Consider the following 18,676-nt stretch of genomic DNA (forward strand, 5'->3'; position numbering starts at 1 on the left):
CAAACGCAGCACAATTTTCACCATGAAAACCGCCATCCTCCCCCAAGTCCGCGTCGAGCCCGAACTGCGTGCCGCCGCCGAGTCCGTGCTGCGGGAAGGGGAAAGCCTCTCCATGTTCGTCGAAGCCACGGTACGCAGCGCGGTCGAATATCGGCACGCTCAGGCGGAGTTTCATGCGCGAGGCGAAGCAGCCTGGCAGGAGTTCCAGCGCACGGGGAAATCGCACCCGGCCAAGCTAGTGGTCGCGGAACTGCGTGAAATGCTCGATGACAAACGCAAGCAGCTGCAAGCACGCGCCGCTTCTTCAAAATGATCTATGAGGTCGAGTTCGCCCCGGCAGCCCGTAAAGACCTGCATCGCCTCTATGCCTATTTGCTCGATCGCGCCGAAACCCTCGAAGACCTGAATCTAGCCGAACGCGCGATTGCAGCGATTGAAACGGCACTCGAAACCCATCTTGCCAAAACTCCTTTCATCTATCGCAAAAGCGATAAGGGCAATAGCCTGCGCCGCGAGCTGATCATCCCCTTCGGCGCGACGGGATACGTCGCTCTCTATGAGATCGCCAAACCGGGAAAAGTCATGGTGCTTGCCGTCCGCCATCAGCGCGAAGAAGACTTTCACTGATTCGCCGAGCAAGGCGGGACGCCACGCGGACCGCTTCAATATCAAGCCAATTACCGACAGGTTGAGGATCCGTCGCTCCGGCCCGCATCTGCCGAATTCCGAATTTCCTTATTCCAAAAGGATATTAAGGATGTTTCTTTATGCAAATAAAATATATAAAACGCCTTGTTGGCAGGCGCACAAGTTATTTGGATTCAAGAATATGAAACGCATTCTTGCCCAGGCCGCGCTGGCCCTGGGTCTGGCCGCCGCGACGTCGGCGGCAATGTCCGCCGCGTCAACCGCCGCCCCGCTCGAAATCGGTTACTTGCCCATTCTTCCGGCGGCGCAGCTGTTCGTGGCGGCCGGCCAGAACGCCTTGCCTGCCGTCGACGGCGCGCCGCCCAAGCTCGTGCAGTTCCAGAGCGGTCCGGCCATGGTCCAGGCCATTCTGGCCGGCCAGCTCGACGCGGCGTATGTCGGCATCGGCCCGGCGCTGGTGGTCGCGGCCAAGGGAGGGGACTTCAAGGTCGTGGCATCCAATGTCGTCGAGCAGGTCAGCCTGGTGGCGCGGGGCGATCTGGCGCCGTACTTCGCCCCGGGCAGCGACGCGTCCACGGCCTTTGCGCGCTTTGCCAAGGACAAGGGCCGCCTGCCGGTCATCGCCAGCTATCCGCGCGGCTCGGTGCCCGAAGCGGCCCTGCAGTACTGGCTGCGCAAGCGCATCAAGGCCGACCCCGCCTCCTACACGCTGATCACGCAGGGCGAGGCGCAGATCCAGCAATCGCTGCTGACCGGCGCCGTCGACGCGGCCGCGATTCTCGAGCCCACCATCACCTCGGTGCTGGACAAGGAGCCCAAGGCGCGCGTGGTGGCGCACGGCTCCGATCTGTTTCCGCATCAGCCCGGCGCGGTGTTGCTGGTTCGCGGCAAGCTCATCCGCGAACACCCCGATCTGGTCAAGGCGCTGGTGGCCGAGCAGATTTCGGCCACGGCCTTGCTGCGCGATGATCCGGCCAAGGCCGCGCCGCTGGTGCAAAAATATGTGGCCGGCGGCCGCCTGCCGGTCAAGCTGGTCGAGCAGGCCATCCGCAATTCCAGGGACCAGTTCCAGGCCGACCCGAACGTCATCATTCCCGCCACGCAGGCATTGCAGCAATTTCTCAAAGACACGGACGCGCAGCAAGGCCCGCTGGTCGACTTGAGCCGCCTGTTCGACACCCGCTTCTATGACGCGGCGGCCAAGGCCAGCGCCCAGCAATGAAAACCCGCTTGCGCAGTGTGCTGTATGGCACGGCTGGCGTTGTCCTGTTCGTGCTGCTGTGGAAAGCGGTGGGCGCGTTCGGCTGGGTCAATCCCGAAACGCTGCCCGATCCCTTTGCCGTGCCGGCCGCCTTCATGGCGGAATGGCGCTCGGGACGGCTGCTGCCGGCCGTCGGCTCCAGCCTGATCCATTACTTCTGGGGCCTGGGGCTGGGCACGCTGATGGGCATCGCCTGGGGGCTGGCGGCGGCTACGCTGTACCGCTTCGATCTGCTGCAGGCCTATCTGGTGCGCATCCTTCGGCCTATCCCGCCCCTGGCCTGGGTGGTCTTTGCCATTGCCTGGTTCAAGGTCACTCACGCGGGCGCCGCCTTCGTCATCTCCATCGGCGTGTTCTGGATCAACTACTTCGCCACCTACGGCGCGGTGCGCCATATCGACCCGCGTCTCTACGAACTGGCGCGCAGCTTCGGCCAGGGCCGCTACTGGCGCCGTGCCTGGAGCATCACGCTGCCGGCCATCGCCCCCGGCGCGCTGGCCGGCATCCGCGCCGGCATTGGCCAGGCCTGGATGACGCTGATCGCGGCCGAACTGCTGGGCGTGCCCGGCATGGGCCAGGAGATGAACGCGGCGGCGGGCGTGGGCGACTACAACGCCGTGGTGGTCTACATGCTGGCGATTTCGCTGGTCTACGCAATAAGCGATCTGATCTACGTATGGCTGGAAAAAAAGGTGTTGGCATGGCGTCCCTGATCGAATTCGAAGCCCTGGGCTATACCCATCCCGGCGCGGACCACCCCGTCATCTCGGACTTGTCGCTGGACATCGCGGCCGGCGAATTCGTGGCGGTGGTGGGCGGCTCGGGCGTGGGCAAGTCCACCCTGCTGCGCCTGGCGGCCGGCCTGATCGAGCCTGCCGCGGGTCAGATGCGCTTTACGCTGCCGCGCCGGTCGGGCAGCCGCCGCCGCGCCGTGGTGTTCCAGGACGGGCGTCTGCTGCCGTGGCGCAGCGTGGCGGGCAATATCGCCTATGGCCTGGAAACGCTGGATCTGCCGGCAAGTGAAAAGCGCGCGCGCGTGGAGCAGGCCCTGCAACTGACGGGGCTGGCCGCACTGGGCGAGCGCTGGCCGCACCAGCTCTCGGGCGGACAGGCGCAGCGCGTGGGCATTGCCCGCGCCTTGGCCGTCAAGCCCGATCTGCTGCTGATGGACGAGCCTTTCAGCGCGGTCGATGCGCTGACGCGCCACAAACTGCAGACCGAGTTGATCCGCCTGTGGCAGGTGACCGGCGCAGCGGTGCTGTTCGTGACCCACGACATCGACGAAGCCGTGTTCCTGGCCGATCGCGTGGTGGTGCTGGACGGCCATCCGGCCCAGGTGGCGCAGAACCTGACCATCGACCTGCCGCGGCCGCGCGGCCGCAAGGACCCGCGCTTCACGGGCTATGTGGAGCATCTGTCTGCCGAACTGGGCCTGGAAGTGGAATGACCCCCGAACGCGAGAAGGCCATGAGCGGCGCCACCCCTGTCCGCCTGCTGATCCACGCGCCCACCCCGGGCGCGCTTGAACGTGGCCGCCGCAACCTGGCCAACCTGCTCAAGGCCGCGCCGGATGCCGAGGTGGAACTGCTCGCCAACGCCGGCGCGGTGGCCGCGGCCCTGCAGCACCCCGATCCGCTGGACACCCATCTGCGCCTGTGCGGCAACACCCTGCAGGCCAATGCCCTGAACGCGCCGCCTCCTATCGCCGTGGTTCCCGCCGCCGTGCTGCACATCGCCCAGCGCCAGGCGCAGGGATGGGGCTATATGCGCGCCTGAGCGCGCTTGCGGCGCGAGCCGCCTAGGGCCTGCGCGGATATCCCTCGGCGCGTATCCGGGCCCAGACGACCTGCTTTTCCTCGTCGCTGAAAAACACCCAGTTGGCCACTTCCATGGCCGTGCGGCCGCAACCGCGGCAGACGTCGTCGTACAGGGTCGTGCAGACCGCCACGCAGGGCGAGTCGGACATGGTGAAGACGCTCGGCTTTTCTTCGATGCCGGGCAGATCACCTGCGGGGTTGGGAATCATGGCACTCATCCAGGCTAGGTTAGCACTGCCCGCAGGCGCGCTTTTGCAAGCCCCCACAAAGAAAACCCCTGCCGGGGCAGGGGTTGTCGATACGGGCGGCGCGGCTTACTTGCCCGCGGCAGCCTTGAGCGCAGCCGCCTTGTCGGTCGTTTCCCAGGTGAATTCGGGTTCGGGACGGCCGAAGTGGCCGTAGGCGGCCGTCTTGCAGTAGATCGGGCGCAGCAGGTCGAGCATGTTGATGATGCCCTTGGGGCGCAGGTCGAAATGCTCGCGCACCAGCTTGGCGATCTGCTCGTCGGGGATGAGGCCCGTGCCTTCGGTATAGACCGTGATGTTGATGGGTTCGGCCACCCCGATGGCGTACGAAACCTGCACCTGGCATTGGCGCGCCAGGCCGGCGGCCACGACGTTCTTGGCCACGTAGCGCGCCGCGTAGGCGGCCGAGCGGTCGACCTTGGACGGGTCCTTGCCCGAGAACGCGCCGCCGCCGTGCGGGCAGGCGCCGCCGTAGGTGTCGACGATGATCTTGCGGCCGGTCAGGCCGCAGTCGCCCTGCGGGCCGCCGACGACGAAGCGGCCGGTGGGGTTGATCAGGTAGCGGGTTTCATTGAGCCATTCCTTGGGCAGCACGGGCTTGATGATCTCTTCGATCACGGCCTCGATGAAGCTGGCCTTCATCTTGGTCTGCGTTTCGGACTGGTCGGGGCTGTGCTGCGTGGACAGCACGACCGTGTCGATGCTGTGCGGCTTGCCGTCGACGTAGCGCATGGTGATCTGCGACTTGGCGTCGGGGCGCAGAAAGGGCAGGCGGCCGTCCTTGCGCAGCTGCGCCTGGCGCTCGACCAGGCGGTGCGCGTAGTAGATCGGCGCGGGCATCAGGTCGGGGGTTTCATCGCAGGCATAGCCGAACATCAGCCCCTGGTCGCCGGCGCCGGTATTCAGGTAATCGTCGCTGGCGTGGTCAACGCCCTGGGCGATGTCGTTGGACTGTTTGTCGTAGGCCACCAGCACCGCGCAGCCCTTGTAGTCGATGCCGTACTCGGTGTTGTCGTAGCCGATGCGCTTGATGGTGTCGCGCGCGACCTGGATGTAGTCGACGTGCGCGTTGGTGGTGATCTCGCCGGCCAACACGACCAGGCCGGTGTTGGTCAGGGTTTCGGCGGCGACGCGCGACTTGGGGTCTTGTTCGAAAATGGCGTCCAGGATCGCATCGGAGATCTGGTCGGCAACTTTGTCGGGATGGCCTTCCGACACGGATTCGGAAGTGAAGAGAAAATCGTTGTTGGCCACGGTAGTAAGGTCCTTGTAGGTTGAGCAGGGCGCGCTGCGCTCTGGACACCTGTCGGCTGGAGGGTTTGGGGGTATCGAAGCTGGCTTCGAACAAACCCGTCGCGGGACGACTACCTGGGCGCGACGCTTTAGCGGATTTGGCGGCGGGCCTGAAACTACCAAAGGCCTTGCCTGCCGTCGCTCCGCAAGTTGTCGTTTAACTGGGCGACTAACTTCACATTCTAAGCGAAAATACGCCTGCCCGTATATTGTGCCCGTCCCCCTATGCTTATACTCATCGCCCGGCTCGTCGCCTTCCTGCCCCTGCCGGTATTACAGGCGCTGGGCCGCGCGCTCGGCCGGCTGGTCTACGCCATGCCGGGCAAATACCGCCAGCGCCTGCAGGCCAACGCCGCGCAGGCCGGCTACACCGACCCGGCCTTCCTGCGCCGGGCCGCCGCCCAGGTGGGGGCGATGATCCTGGAAACCCCGCGCATCTGGTTCCGCAACGAAGACTGCATGAAGCGCGTGGTATCGGAGCACGAGCATATTGCGCTCGACGCATTGGCCGAAGGGCGCGGCGTCCTGTTTCTCACCCCGCACCTGGGCAGCTTCGAAGTCACCGCCTGGCATGGCCGCCTCAAGCACGCCTCGCCCGAAAAACCCGGCGTCGTCATGTACCGCATCCCGCGCAAGGCCATTCTGGCCTCGCTGCTGGGCGTCGTGCGCAACGCGCCCAATATGCGCGCCGTGCCCGCCAACATGAAGGGCGTGCGCGAATTCGTGCGCACACTCAAGCGCGGCGGAATCGCCGGCATGCTGCCCGACCAGGTCCCCAGCGCGGGCGAGGGCGTATGGGCGCCCTTCTTCGGCCGCATGGCCTACACAGTGACCCTGCCGGGCAAGCTGTGCATGCAGACCCACTCCATCCTCATCGTCACGGCCAGCGAACGCCTGCCCCATGGGCAAGGCTGGCGCGTACACAGCGCGCGCGTGCCCGAACCCCTGCCCGAAGACCCCGCCGAACAGGCCGCGCTCATCAACGCCGCGATGGAACAACTCATCCGCCGTTTCCCCGAGCAATACCTGTGGGGCTACAACCGCTACAAGACGCCGCGCGGCGCCCCGCCCGCGCCCGACGCGGACCAATACCTCCGCTGATTCCCGACCATGGACAAAATCAAATACTGGCTGCTGGCCGGGTTGCTGCGTTGGTTCGCGCGCATGAGCACCCCGGCGCGCCTGCGCACCGGCCGCTTCGTGACCTGGCTCTCGATGAAACTGGCCAAGCGCCGCCAAGGCATCGTGCGCCGCAATCTCGAACTGTGCTTTCCCGATGAGACCGCGCAGACGCGCGAACGCTGGCTGCGCGAGCACTTTCGCGCGCTCAGCCAATCCTTCGTCGATCGCGGCGTGCTCTGGTACGGCAGCGCACAGGCCGTCCGCGACATGGTCCATATGACCGGCTACGAAAACGTCAAGCAGCAATTCGACGCCGGCAAGCCCGTACTGCTGCTGGTGCCCCACTTCATTGCGCTGGACGCCACGGGCACGCGCTTCGTGCTGGCCATGAGCGGCGACAAGTCCGAACTGGCCACCATGTACACCCCGCAGCGCGACCCCGTGGTCAATGACATCATGAATCAGGGCCGCGCGCGCTTTGGCAAGATCCACCTGGTCAGCCGCCACGACGGCGTTCGCGAGCTGGTGCGCCACCTGCGCAACCTCATGCCCATCTATTACCTTCCCGACATGGACTTCGGCGCGCAAGGCGCCGCCTTCGTTCCCTTCTTCGGCATCCCCGCCGCCACCCTGCTGGCCACCGCCCGCCTGGGCCAGCGCGCCGCAGTGATTCCCGCCTTCGGGTTCTGGGATCCCGGCACCGGCCGCTACCACGTCCAATTCCACCCGCCGCTGGCCGACTTCCCTGGCCAAGACACATTGGAAGCGGCCACCGCGCGCCTGAACCGCGAACTCGAAACCTGGATCCGCCGCTGCCCCAGCCAGTACTACTGGGTACACCGGCGCTTCAAGACCAGGCCCGAGGGCGAGCCGTCGCTGTATTGAAATTCAGCCTAGGAGCTCGGGGCTCGGCAAGCATGCACGCCTGGTAGGTAAAGCGCGCAGGCGCCTAAGCGGCGGGGCAGTCCGCTCAGCGGACTTTGGCCGCTGCTTGCCGCCGGGCCGCCCCAAGGCAAGCGCCCCCTCGGGGGGCTTGGGGGTACTTTCCTGCGGCGGCCGAACCCGTCACTTCGAAGCCGGAGCGATTTACCCCCGAGACGTCCATGCGGCTACAGAACTCAAACAAGGCGATAATCGACAGATGCTCTGGAACTTCACCAAAATGCACGGCGCCGGCAACGATTTCGTCGTCCTGGACGGCGTGCGCCAAACCATCGCCATGACGCCCGAGCGCGCCCGCGCCCTGGCCGACCGTCATTTCGGCATCGGCGCCGACCAGATCCTGCTGGTCGAACCGGCCACCCATCCGGACGCCGATTTCCGCTATCGCATCTTCAACGCCGACGGCGGCGAAGTCGAACACTGCGGCAACGGCGCGCGCTGCTTCGCGCGCTTCGTCCACGAACAGGGCCTGTCCGACCGCAACCCCCTGCGCGCCCAGATCATGACCGGCATCATCGTGCTCGACGAAAGCGACGACGAACAAGTCACCGTCGACATGGGCAGCACCCGCTTCGATCCCGAAGCCCTGCCCTTTGACGCCAGCGGCCTGGCCTGGCGCACGCAGCAGCAAGACACGCTCTGGGCCCTGCCCTACGAATCCGCAAGCATCCAAGGCAGCGCCGACATCTCCATCGTCGCCATCTCCAATCCCCACGCCGTGATGGTGGTCGACAACGTCGACACCGCCGCGGTGGCCCAGGTCGGTCCGCTGGTCGAATCGCACGCGCGTTTTCCCAAGCGCGTCAACGCCGGTTTCATGCAAGTGCTGGATCCGCACAACATCCGCCTGCGCGTCTACGAGCGCGGCGCGGGCGAGACGCTGGCCTGCGGCACCGGCGCCTGCGCCGCCGTGGCGGCCGGCGTGCGCCGCGGCCTGCTGGCCAGCCCGGTGCGCGTGCAGACGCGCGGCGGCGTGCTCACCATCGCTTTTGACGGGCGCCAATTGCGCATGACCGGACCGGCCGAGTCCGTGTTCAACGGCGCGATCGACATCGACAAACTGGTTTTCTCTCTGGCCCTGACCCGCTGAATCACCGCCGCCCACCCGCCATGACCCATTCCGCCCAAGACATCGCCGACTTCCTCGCCCAGTATCCTGCCTTCTTCGAGGAGCACGCCGACGTGTTCACCGCCCTGCGCGTGCCGCACCCGCATTCCGGCCAGACCGTCTCACTGGCCGAACGGCAGATCTTCACGCTGCGCGAGCGCAACCGCGAACTGGAATGGCGCATCAACGAACTGGCGCGCAACGCCGCGGCCAACGAAACCATCGCGGACCGCCTGGCGCAGTGGTGCGCCGGCCTGGTCAGCCAGACCAATCCCCAGCACCTGCCCGGCGCCATCACTCTGGGCCTGGCCGAACAATTCAAGATCGAGCACGCGGCCCTGCGCCTGTGGAACCTGCCGGGCCTGGCTGCCGACAGCGGCTACGCCGCGGGCGTCTCCGAAGACCTGCGCACTTTCGCCGACAGCCTCAAGGCGCCTTACTGCGGCAACGACACCGGCTTTGAAGCCGTGTCCTGGCTCGACGCCAAGCCGCAGTCGCTGGCATTGATCGCGCTGCGCCCCGCCGAAGACCCATCGAGCATCGGCCTGCTGCTGCTCGGTTCGGACGACCCGGCACGCTTCGATCCCGACATGGGCACGATGTTTCTGGACACCATCGCCCGCCTGTCCTGCGCCGCGCTCAAGCGCCTGGCCGGACCCGCCGCCGGCTAGCGCCCGCGCCGAACCGCCGCCCAAGCCTGTCATGAGCACCGAGCCCGTCATCGTTTCGGAACCCGCCGCGCAGGCCCCGCTGGCGATGCCCATGCAGGCCTGGCTGCAGCACTTGCAGACCAACCGCCGCTACGCCGGCCACACGCTGGCCGGCTATGGCCGCGATCTGCGGCGCCTGGCCGAACTGGCCGCGCAGGCCAGGCTGCCGCTCGATCGCGTTGCCAACGGCCACATCCGCCAATTCGTCGCCCGCCTGCATGCCCAGGGCCTGGGGCCGCGCAGCCTGGCCCGCGCGCTGGCCGCCTGGCGCGGTTTCTACCAATGGTGGGTCCCGCAGGCCGGGCTGCCTGGCAATCCGGTGGCCGGCGTACGCGCGCCCAAGGCGCCGCGCGGGCTGCCCAAGGCCCTGTCGGTCGAGCAGGCCCAGGGCCTGCTCGAGCACGCCGGCGCCCGGGCCGAACTGCACCGCGCGGACGATCCGGCCGCCGTGCGCGACGCGGCCATGTTCGAGCTCTTCTATTCCAGCGGGCTGCGCCTGTCCGAACTCACCGGGCTGGACTGGCGCTACCTGCGCGAGGACGGCTACGAATCGCGCAGCTGGCTCAACCGCGCCGAGGCCGAAGTCACCGTGCTGGGCAAGGGCGGCAAGCGCCGCAGCGTGCCGGTGGGCAAGGCCGCGCTGCAGGCCATCGACCGCTGGCTTGCCGCGCGCGACGCGCTGCTGCCCCCGGCCGCGCCGCCCGCCGATCGGGCCGCCCTGTTCCTGGGCGCGCGCGGCCGGCGCATCGCCGCGCGCGTGGTGCAGCTGCGCCTGGCCGCGCTGGCCCAGGCCGCCGGCCTGCCCGCCCAGGTGCATCCGCACGTGCTGCGCCACAGCTTCGCCAGCCATGTGCTGCAATCGGCGCAGGACCTGCGCGCCGTGCAGGAAATGCTGGGGCATGCCAATATCTCCACTACCCAGATCTACACGCGGCTCGATTTTCAGCACCTGGCCCGCGCCTACGATCAGGCCCATCCGCGCGCCGGCCGCAAATCCTGATCCCACCCGCCCATGTCCGACCGCCCGACCGACACGCAAAACATCGAGGCCCGGCTCGCCCTGGCCGACACGCTCTGCGCCCAGCGCGGCAAGCGGCTCACGCCCATACGCCGCAAGGTGCTGGAACTGCTGCTGCGCCAAGGCCGCAGCATCAAGGCCTACGAGCTGCTGGACGCCATCAAGGCCGAGCATCACGGCGCCGCGCCCCCCACCGTCTACCGCGCGCTGGACTTCCTGGTCGAGGAAGGCCTCATACACCGTCTGGACGCCATTAACGCCTGGAGCGCCTGCCACGACGCCGCCGGGGCCCCGCACGACCTGCTGGTGGTCTGCACCCATTGCGGCGCCGTGGCCGAGATCAGCGACCCGTCCATGAGCCGCCAGCTGGCCGAGCGCGTGGCCAGGACCGGCTTCGCCCTGGCCACCCACGAAACCGAAATCCGCGCCCTCTGCCCGGACTGCCAGGCCACGCAGGTCCAAGACCACGGCCATGCTCATTGAGCAAATAAGGGCCACAACATTTGCCCAGGCCTTGAAAATCGGGCCATAAGACCCCATACATAGAGTCCGCCCCAGGTTTGCCCCTGGCTGGCGACTATGCTGTAATCCAACGTTTTCCGGCGTTCCCAGCCATTATGAATACCCCCCTAGCCTCCATGGTTCCGGTCACCATCCTCACCGGCTTTCTCGGCGCGGGCAAAACCACTTTGCTCAAGCGCATCCTGTCCGAATACCACGGACGGCGCATCGCCGTGATCGAAAACGAATTCGGACCCGAGAGCATCGATAACGACCTGCTGGTGCAGGACAGCGACGAGGAAATCATCGAGCTGTCCAACGGCTGCGTCTGCTGCACGGTGCGCGGCGACCTGATGCGCACGCTCAACGAGCTGCGCGCCAAGCGCCAGGCCGGCACGCTCAACTTCGAGCGCGTCATCCTCGAGACCACCGGCATGGCCAACCCCGGCCCGGTGTGCCAGACCTTCTTCATGGATGACGACATTGCCGAGTACTACCGCCTGGATGCGGTGATCACGGTGGTCGACGCCAAGCACGGCATGGAAACGCTCGACACCCAGCCCGAGGCGCAGAAACAGGTGGGCTTCGCCGACCGCATCCTGGTGTCCAAGAAGGACCTGGTCACCGACGCCGAATACCGCGCATTGCGCGAGCGCCTGGTGCGCATGAACCCGCGCGCCACCATCGAAGCGGTGAATTTCGGCCAGGCCGACCTGAAATCCATCCTGGACATCAGCGGCTTTAACCTGAACTCCATCCTGGACATCGACCCGCAATTCCTGGCCGACGTGCATCCCGATGCCGCACACGACCATGATCACGGCCATGGCCACGATCACGATCACGAGCACGATCACGAGTGCGGCGAACACTGCGACCACGAGCACCCTCACCCTCATCACGCCCACGATGATGAAATCGGCGCCTTCGTGTTCCGTTCGAACAAACCTTTCGACCCGGCCCGCCTCGAGGAGTTTCTCGGCGGCGTCGTGCAGGTTTACGGCCCGGACCTGCTGCGCTACAAAGGCATCCTTTACATGAAGGGCCTGAATCGCCGTATGCTTTTCCAAGGGGTACACATGATGATGGGCGCCGAACCCGGCAAGCCCTGGACGTCCGCTGAAAAGCCCTCGACCAAGATGGTGTTCATCGGACGCAAACTGCCCCAGGAGATTTTCACCCGGGGCCTGGAGCAGTGCCTGGCCGGTTGATGGCTTGTTATAAGTGCGGCCTACCGGCTCGCCGGCGCGCCTGATCTTGAACAGGCGCGGCCGGATCGATTCATAGTGGAGTGTTTTCATGGCAACGAAGGCAGCAAGCAAAAAATCAAACAAGTCGGAAGCGACCGTCGACCTGCCCAGCGAAAAGGAATTGCTGGCCATGCCCGACGCCGACTACATGAACGATCGCCAGCTGGCTTTCTTCAAGGAACGGCTCAAGCAGCTCGAACAGGACATCCTGGCCAACGCCGGCGAAACCACCGAGCACTTGCGCGAAACCCAGTTCGTACCCGATCCGGCCGACCGCGCCACGATCGAGGAAGAGCACGCTCTGGAGCTGCGCACGCGCGACCGCGAGCGTAAGCTGCTCAAGAAAGTGCAGCAGGCCATCGCCCGCATCGACAACGGCGAATACGGCTGGTGCGAGGAAACCGGCGAACCCATCGGCATCCCGCGCCTGCTGGCCCGCCCGACCGCGACGCTGTCGCTGGAAGCGCAGGAGCGCCGCGAAATGCGCCAGAAGCTGTACGGCGACTGACTTGCACCGTAGCGCCCGCCCCAGTCCGATCTTCCCCAAAGGCCACGCATGCATGCGTGGCCTTTGTTCTCACTCCCCCTCATTCGACACAGAGCGCCCATGCCAATCCTGCATCCCGATGCCGCAGCAGTCCTGAAGGCCGGCAAAGAAGCGGGCAGACGGCCTCACGAGGCGGGAACGCCCGAAGAAGCCCGCGCTGGCTATGCGGCGGGCAGGGCGGCGGCGCTGCCCGCGCCCATCGACGTGGCCCAATGCCGGGATCTCTCGGCCCCCGGCGAGAACGGCCCGGTTCCCATGCGCCTTTATCGGGCCGCCGGCACCGCGGCCGAGGCGGTCCTGCCCTGCCTGTTGTATTTCCACGGAGGCGGCTGGATGCTGGGCAATCTGGACACCCACGATGCGCTGTGCCGCCACCTCGCACAGGCCTGCCAGGCTTGCGTCATCGCCGTCGACTACCGGCTCGCGCCGGAACATCCCTACCCTGCTGCGATCCGCGACGGTGCAAGCGCGCTTTCCTACGTTGCCCGCGAGGCTGCGCGGTTGCGCATCGACGCCGCCCGCATCGCCGTGGGCGGCGACAGCGCCGGGGGCAATATCGCGGCCGTGCTGGCCCTGATGGGCCGCGATGGCGACCTGCCCAGGACCGCCTTCCAGCTCCTGATCTATCCGGCGACCGACCTGTCCATGTCCACGGACAGCTATCGCCGGGTCACGGTGGACAGCGGCGTTTCGCTGACCGATGCGACAATGCGCTTTTTCATCGATCACTATGCGCCCGCCGCCTCCGATCGACAGCATTGGCATGCCTCGCCGCTGCGCGCGGCGACACTCAAGGACGCGCCGCCGGCCCTGATCGTGACCTGCGCCAACGACCCGCTTTGCGACGAGGGCCGCGCATATGCCCGCCGCCTGGACGATGCCGGCGTGCCCGTCACCGAACTGCACTTGAACGACCAGATCCACGGCTTCATCGCCATGGGCGGCGTTATCGGCTCGGTCGGTCCCATACTGGATTTCGCCGGTGCCATCCTGCGCGACCGCTGGCGGGTTGGCACCGCAAGCCGGCCCTAGCGTTCTGTCCCATAAGTTCGCGTCCATGAAATCGCGTCTTCGCACGGCGGGACGGGCGCAGGTCAGCCGGCCTGTATTCCCCTGGCCGCCTCGTCCAGGCAGGTGCGCAGCAGCGTCGCCGCAGGCGTGTCCTCGCCCACCCGCAGCCAGGTCATGCAGACCGAACCCATGATGCCACCCAGCGTCAGGGGGAGGATGCGCAAGGCGCCGGCCTCTTCGTAGTGCTGAGCGAGCGATCTGGGCAGCAGGCCCAGCATGGCGCACGACTGCAATAGCGCGACATTGGCCGCGATGACGACCGACTCGACCGTATTGGCCGGCGTGCGCACGCCGTGCGAAGCCAGCACCGAAAGCAAGCGCCGGTACATGGGCGCGCTTGCCGTCGGCACGATCCAGGCATGGCCTTCGAGTTCCTTCCATTTGACGCGCCTGCGCTGCGCCAGCGGATGGCTGCCCGCGGCCACGATGACGACCGGGTCGTCCAGCAGCGGCTGGTGCATCAGATCCGGATCGAGCGGCCCGAGCGGCATCCGCCCGACGATCAGGTCCAGACGCCCGGCGCGCAGTTCGGGAATCAGCGTATCGAGCGTGCCCTCGTACAGGCCTACCGTCACTGCGGGCAGATACTGCTTGAACAGGGCGATCGCGCGCGGGACCAGCACGGGCGCTGCGACCGACAACACGCCCACATCGAGGCGCCCTCCCGTACCGTCCGCTATGGCCTGCAATTCCGTGCTGGCGCGCTGGGCATGCGCGAGCAGCTCGCGCGCGTGGCGGATCAGGCAGTCGCCGTAGGGCGTAGGCCGAATGCGGCGACCATCGCGCTCGAACAGCGCCACACCCACGCCCTTCTCTATCTCGGCGACCATTTTCGACACGGCCGGCTGGGTGACGCACAACTCGGCGGCCACCTTGCCCACCGTGCGCAGGTCGGCGAGCGCCACGAGCAGATGCAGGTGGCGCAGTTTCATCTGGCGGGCAAAATAGCGATCGATGTCAAACATGGAAGTCATGAGAAAAAAGTAATACGTTGCTCTGAATATCTCATTGGACGCTGAAAAAGCAAAACTCCAGAATCTGTGCAAACAAAATTGAAGGAGACTTCCAATGACTCTCGCCACCGCACAGCGCCGCGCCATTATTTCCGCCATCATCGGCAACGCGTTCGAATGGTACGACTTCATCGTCTTCGGCTTTCTTTCGGTGATCATCGCCCGGCGCTTTTTCCCGGAAACGAGTCCGGCCGTCGCAATGCTGCTGACCACAGCCACCTTCGGCAGCGCGTTTCTCATGCGCCCGATCGGCGGCATCCTGCTGGGCATCTACGCCGACAGACACGGACGCAAGGCCGCGCTGTCGCTGGTGATCCTGATGATGACAATCTCGTCGGCCGCGATGGCGTTCACGCCGGACTATTCGGCCCTAGGCATCGCCGCGCCCGTCATCGTCGTGCTTGCGCGCCTGCTGCAAGGGTTCTCGGCCGGCGGCGAATTCGGCAGCTCGACCTCGATGCTCATCGAATACGCGCCCGCGCGCCGGCGCGGCTTCTACGGCAGCTGGCAGAACTTCGGCCAGTTCCTCGCGGCAGTGACGGCAGCCTTGATGGGAGCGCTCGTCACGCGCTACCTGTCCAGGGGCACGCTCGACAGCTGGGGCTGGCGTATCCCCTTCCTGTTCGGCATGCTGATCGGCCCGGTGGGCTTCTACATTCGCACCCGGCTCGACGAGGCGCCGGCCTATGTGCGCGCGCAAGACAAGGCACCGCGTTCGGCGGGCGCCACGCTCGCGCAGGTCTGGCGCGAGCACCAGGCGGCCCTGTGGATCGCCTTCGGTTTGGTCATCGCAAGCACCGTGGCGCAGTATGTGCTCAACGTCTATCTGCCCGTCTATGCCGTGCACCAGCTCAAGCTGCCGGTCTCGGTGCCATTCACGGTGCTCATCGTCACAGGCTTGCTGCGCATGTTGCTGACGCCGCTGTTCGGTCTGCTGTCCGACCACGTCGGCCGCAAGCCGGTACTCGGCATATCCATGGCCCTCTATGTGCTGACGGTCTATCCGCTGTTCGCCTGGTTGGTCGCCGCCCCCAGCCTGGAGCGGCTGCTGGGCGCCGAAATCGTTTTCGCGGTGCTGATGGCCGCAGCGCTCGGCCCGGCCTCGACCGCGCTGGCAGAGCTGTTCCCGACCCAGGTCCGCGCGACCGGACTATCCATCTCGTACAACGTCGCGACGACGCTGTTCGGCGGCTTCTCGCCATTTCTGGTGACCTGGCTCATCGACCTGACTGGCGACCGCATGATGCCCGCCTATTTCGTGACGGCGGCGATGGTCATCGGCCTCATTGCATTGTGGCCGATGCGCGAAGGCCTCGGCCGGGCATCCCTCGAAACGCCCACCGCCTGACACCCCCAGCGCGCCCCGGCCCACCCGCCTAGAGTCCACCACCGCTGTCGCCATGTCCTCGATCCGCAACGTCCTCTTCATCATGTGCGATCAGCTTCGCGCCGATCACCTTGCCTGTTACGGCCACCCTTATCTGGCAACGCCGAACATCGACAGGCTGGCGCAGCGCGGCATGCGCTTGGACCGCGCTTTCGTGCAATCGGGCGTATGCGGCCCGTCGCGCATGTCGTTCTACACGGGGCGATACGTATCGAGCCACGGCGCGACCTGGAATCGGGTGCCGCTCGCGGCCGGCGAAATCACGCTCGGCGAATATCTGAAAGACGCGCAACGGCGTCTCGCGCTCGTCGGCAAGACGCACATGATGCCCGACCACAAGGGCCTGGAGCGCCTGCGGCTCGATGGCGACAGCGAATTGGGAGCGCTGCTGCGCGAAGGCCATTTCGCCCTGGTCGATCGCTACGACGGCCATCACGCCGAACCGCATGGCGGCTATGCGAACTACCTGCGCCAGCAGGGCTATCACAGCGAAGACCCGTGGACCGACTTCGTCATATCGGCCCAGGACGAGCACGGCAAGATCGTCAGCGGTTGGCACATGCGCAACGCCCACCTGCCTGCCCGCGTACGCGAGGCGGATTCCGAAACGGCGTATACGGCCGACCAGGCGATACGTTTCATCGAAAAGCAGAACGACGAGCCGTGGGTATTGCATCTGTCGCTGGTCAAGCCGCACTGGCCTTACATGGCGCCGGCGCCTTATCACAACCGATATACCTTCGATCAATGCCTGCCGGTTCGACGGCACGCGGTCGAGCGCGAAGCGCCGCATCCCGTCACGGCCGCTTATCACCAGCAGGAAGAATGCCGCAACTTCATGCGCGACGAGGTGATCCGCACGGTCCGCCCCGTCTATCAGGGGCTGATCGCCCAGGTCGACCACCACATGGGCCGACTTTGGGAAGCGCTCGAGAAACTGGGCCGCTGGCAGGACACGCTCATCATCTTCACGGCAGACCATGGCGACTTTCTCGGCGATCACTGGCTCGGCGAAAAAGAACTGTTCTACGACACTGTGCAGCGCGTGCCTTACATCGTCTACGACCCGTCGCCCGAGGCGGACGGGTCGCGCAATACGGCCAGCGACGCACTCATCGAGGCCATCGATACCGTGCCGACCATCCTCGACGGACTCGGCTTGCCGCTTGCCGAACATCGCCTGGAGGGACGCTCGCTACTGGCGCTCACGCGCGGCGCGGCCGGCCCATGGCGCGACGCGGTGTTTTCCGAACTCGATTACAGCTACCGCGAAGCGCGCCTGCTGCTCGGACGCCGGCCCGACGCCTGCCGCGGCTGGATGGTGCGCACGGCCCAATGGAAGTACATACACTGGCAGGGCGATGCCGCGCAATTGTTCGACCTGACGAACGACCCCGATGAATTCTTCGACCTGGGCGCCGACCCGGTCTTTGAGAGCGTGCGCGAAGCCATGCGCGCGCGCTTGCTCGAATGGTTCTGCCGCCAGCGCCGGCGCACCACCGTATCGAACCAGGACGTCGAACGCGGCACACATCAATACAAGAAGGCGGGCGTCTTTTACGGTGTGTGGTGACCCCGCCCCGGGCGCGCGCAGCTCAGCCGTCCACCGCCGCCCATATCCTGCCGAACAGCCCGTCGGCATGGGCCGAATCGAGCCAGCGCGCGAGCGGCCTGCATCGAGCAGCATCTGGCCGATCAGGGCCTGGTCTGGTGCACGCCGAAAACGCCGGCGGCGGTGCTGAAAGAGTATTCTTGCTCCAATATGACATATCGCGAAATCAAGACAGTGGGCGTGGTGGGAACCGGACTGATCGGCGCGAGCTGGGCTGCTTTCTTTCTCGCCCGCGGTTTTCGCGTCGTCGCCACCGACCCCGCCCCGGGCGCCCAGGCACGGCTGCGCGATTTCATCGGCAAGGCATGGCCGGCCCTGAACCGGCTGGGGGCAACCGCGGAGACCGCCCCCCCCGAACCAGTCTTCGCGGACTCCCTCGAAGACTGCGTCTTACAAGCGGATTTCATCCAGGAGTCAGGTCCCGAGCGCGCGGATATCAAGCGGGAGGCCTACGTCAAAATGGATGCCCTGGCGGCGCCCGACGTGATCCTCGCATCCAGCACCTCGGGCTTGCGCCCGAGCCAGCTGCAGCAGGGCTGCCATCATCCCGGGCGCATCCTGGTCGGCCACCCCTTCAACCCGCCGCACATCGTCCCCCTGGTCGAGGTCGTCGGCGGCGCGGCCACGGATCCTGCGGCGCTCGATCGTGCCGAGTCGTTCTACAAGTCGCTGGGCAAGATCACCATACGCGTGCGCCGCGAACTGACCGGCCACGTCTCGAACCGCCTGCAGGCCGCGCTCTGGCGCGAGGCCTACCATTTGGTGGCATCGGGCGTCGTGACGGCGTCCGAGGTCGATGCGGCCATCGCCCACGGCCCCGGACTGCGATGGGCCCTGATGGGGCCGATGCTGCTGGGCGAGCTGGGTGGCGGCGAAGGCGGCCTGCGGCACTTCCTGGACCATATCGGCCCCCTGATCGAAAGAATCTGGGCCGAGCAGGGCCAGACCGAATTGACCGGCGAGGTCAAGAAAACCCTGGTGGACAGCACCAACGCCGAGATGGCCGGACTCGATACCGAGGCAATGCTGCAGGAGCGCGATGCCCTGCTGGTCGACCTGATCAACGCCAAGGCCCAGGCGCGCAACCTGCCCTGAGCCTTGAAATCCGATCGGCAGCCCCTACTTAATCCC

At 66.2% G+C, this 18,676-nt stretch carries 21 protein-coding genes; 18 read left to right on the top strand and 3 right to left on the bottom strand.

Annotation, left to right across the window (positions count from 1 at the left end; all coding sequences use genetic code 11):
* The 6 genes from H143_RS0105400 to H143_RS0105425 form a co-directional block, all read left to right on the top strand.
* Positions 1–313: YlcI/YnfO family protein (locus tag H143_RS0105400; RefSeq protein WP_369751074.1), on the top strand; the 313-nt coding region annotated here is incomplete at its 5' end.
* Positions 310–627 carry a type II toxin-antitoxin system RelE/ParE family toxin gene (locus H143_RS0105405; RefSeq protein ID WP_019937216.1) on the top strand — a complete coding sequence of 106 codons (318 nt, stop codon included), beginning with the start codon at positions 310–312 and terminating at the stop codon, positions 625–627. The genes H143_RS0105400 and H143_RS0105405, both read left to right, overlap by 4 nt.
* Before the next feature lie 202 nt (positions 628–829).
* A complete protein-coding gene (locus H143_RS0105410) occupies positions 830–1,870 on the top strand; it encodes an ABC transporter substrate-binding protein (RefSeq protein WP_019937217.1) in 1,041 nt (346 codons plus the stop codon).
* Positions 1,867–2,622, top strand: a complete 756-nt coding sequence (locus H143_RS0105415) for an ABC transporter permease (RefSeq protein WP_196801286.1) — start codon at positions 1,867–1,869, stop codon at positions 2,620–2,622. The genes H143_RS0105410 and H143_RS0105415 overlap by 4 nt, the downstream gene beginning before the upstream one ends.
* Positions 2,610–3,356, top strand: a complete 747-nt coding sequence (locus tag H143_RS0105420; RefSeq protein ID WP_019937219.1) for an ABC transporter ATP-binding protein — start codon at positions 2,610–2,612, stop codon at positions 3,354–3,356. Before H143_RS0105415 ends, H143_RS0105420 begins: the two co-directional genes overlap by 13 nt.
* On the top strand, positions 3,353–3,685 hold the full coding sequence (locus H143_RS0105425) for a hypothetical protein (protein WP_019937220.1): 333 nt from the start codon (positions 3,353–3,355) through the stop codon (positions 3,683–3,685). The genes H143_RS0105420 and H143_RS0105425 overlap by 4 nt, the downstream gene beginning before the upstream one ends.
* Before the next feature lie 22 nt (positions 3,686–3,707).
* Here H143_RS0105425 and H143_RS0105430 read toward each other — a convergent pair whose 3' ends face one another.
* Complete coding sequence (locus tag H143_RS0105430; RefSeq protein WP_196801287.1) at positions 3,708–3,935, bottom strand: DUF1289 domain-containing protein; 228 nt, start codon at positions 3,933–3,935, stop codon at positions 3,708–3,710.
* 105 nt (positions 3,936–4,040) lie between these two features.
* Positions 4,041–5,225: a methionine adenosyltransferase gene (metK, locus tag H143_RS0105435; RefSeq protein ID WP_019937222.1), complete on the bottom strand. Its 1,185-nt coding sequence runs from the start codon at positions 5,223–5,225 to the stop codon at positions 4,041–4,043.
* Between the two features lie 264 nt (positions 5,226–5,489).
* Between metK and H143_RS0105440 the strand changes: the two genes are divergently transcribed.
* The 9 genes from H143_RS0105440 (at position 5,490) to H143_RS0105480 (ending at position 13,494) form a co-directional block, all read left to right on the top strand.
* Entirely contained in the window at positions 5,490–6,365 is an 876-nt protein-coding gene (locus H143_RS0105440) for a lysophospholipid acyltransferase family protein (protein WP_019937223.1), read from the top strand.
* A 9-nt stretch (positions 6,366–6,374) separates the two neighbouring features.
* Positions 6,375–7,271, top strand: a complete 897-nt coding sequence (locus H143_RS0105445) for a lysophospholipid acyltransferase family protein (RefSeq protein ID WP_019937224.1) — start codon at positions 6,375–6,377, stop codon at positions 7,269–7,271.
* 256 nt (positions 7,272–7,527) lie between these two features.
* Complete coding sequence (gene dapF / locus H143_RS0105450) at positions 7,528–8,418, top strand: diaminopimelate epimerase (protein WP_019937225.1); 891 nt, start codon at positions 7,528–7,530, stop codon at positions 8,416–8,418.
* 20 nt (positions 8,419–8,438) lie between these two features.
* Positions 8,439–9,107 carry a DUF484 family protein gene (locus tag H143_RS0105455; protein ID WP_019937226.1) on the top strand — a complete coding sequence of 223 codons (669 nt, stop codon included), beginning with the start codon at positions 8,439–8,441 and terminating at the stop codon, positions 9,105–9,107.
* 31 nt (positions 9,108–9,138) lie between these two features.
* Positions 9,139–10,146, top strand: a complete 1,008-nt coding sequence (gene xerC, locus H143_RS0105460) for a tyrosine recombinase XerC (RefSeq protein ID WP_019937227.1) — start codon at positions 9,139–9,141, stop codon at positions 10,144–10,146.
* Between the two features lie 12 nt (positions 10,147–10,158).
* A complete protein-coding gene (locus tag H143_RS0105465; protein WP_019937228.1) occupies positions 10,159–10,647 on the top strand; it encodes a Fur family transcriptional regulator in 489 nt (162 codons plus the stop codon).
* Between the two features lie 134 nt (positions 10,648–10,781).
* Positions 10,782–11,876 carry a GTP-binding protein gene (locus H143_RS0105470; protein WP_026349758.1) on the top strand — a complete coding sequence of 365 codons (1,095 nt, stop codon included), beginning with the start codon at positions 10,782–10,784 and terminating at the stop codon, positions 11,874–11,876.
* Positions 11,877–11,964: 88 nt separating this feature from the next.
* The gene (gene dksA, locus H143_RS0105475) at positions 11,965–12,423 is read left to right on the top strand and encodes an RNA polymerase-binding protein DksA (RefSeq protein ID WP_019937230.1); all 459 of its coding nucleotides are present in this window, start codon (positions 11,965–11,967) and stop codon (positions 12,421–12,423) included.
* Between the two features lie 99 nt (positions 12,424–12,522).
* Positions 12,523–13,494 carry an alpha/beta hydrolase gene (locus H143_RS0105480; RefSeq protein WP_019937231.1) on the top strand — a complete coding sequence of 324 codons (972 nt, stop codon included), beginning with the start codon at positions 12,523–12,525 and terminating at the stop codon, positions 13,492–13,494.
* Between the two features lie 62 nt (positions 13,495–13,556).
* Here the strand turns inward: H143_RS0105480 and H143_RS0105485 are convergent, their stop codons facing one another.
* A complete protein-coding gene (locus H143_RS0105485) occupies positions 13,557–14,507 on the bottom strand; it encodes a LysR family transcriptional regulator (protein ID WP_019937232.1) in 951 nt (316 codons plus the stop codon).
* Positions 14,508–14,601: 94 nt separating this feature from the next.
* On the opposite strand from H143_RS0105485, the gene H143_RS0105490 reads away from it, so the two are divergent.
* The 3 genes from H143_RS0105490 to H143_RS0105500 all read left to right on the top strand — a co-directional run bounded on the left by H143_RS0105490 (position 14,602) and on the right by H143_RS0105500 (position 18,640).
* Positions 14,602–15,894: an MFS transporter gene (locus H143_RS0105490; RefSeq protein ID WP_019937233.1), complete on the top strand. Its 1,293-nt coding sequence runs from the start codon at positions 14,602–14,604 to the stop codon at positions 15,892–15,894.
* 52 nt (positions 15,895–15,946) lie between these two features.
* A complete protein-coding gene (locus tag H143_RS0105495; RefSeq protein WP_019937234.1) occupies positions 15,947–17,506 on the top strand; it encodes a sulfatase-like hydrolase/transferase in 1,560 nt (519 codons plus the stop codon).
* 189 nt (positions 17,507–17,695) lie between these two features.
* Positions 17,696–18,640: a 3-hydroxyacyl-CoA dehydrogenase NAD-binding domain-containing protein gene (locus tag H143_RS0105500; protein WP_019937235.1), complete on the top strand. Its 945-nt coding sequence runs from the start codon at positions 17,696–17,698 to the stop codon at positions 18,638–18,640.
* The last annotated feature ends 36 nt before the right edge of the window (positions 18,641–18,676 follow it).

Source organism: Bordetella sp. FB-8 (assembly GCF_000382185.1).
In the GTDB taxonomy this organism is placed as follows: domain Bacteria; phylum Pseudomonadota; class Gammaproteobacteria; order Burkholderiales; family Burkholderiaceae_B; genus Bordetella.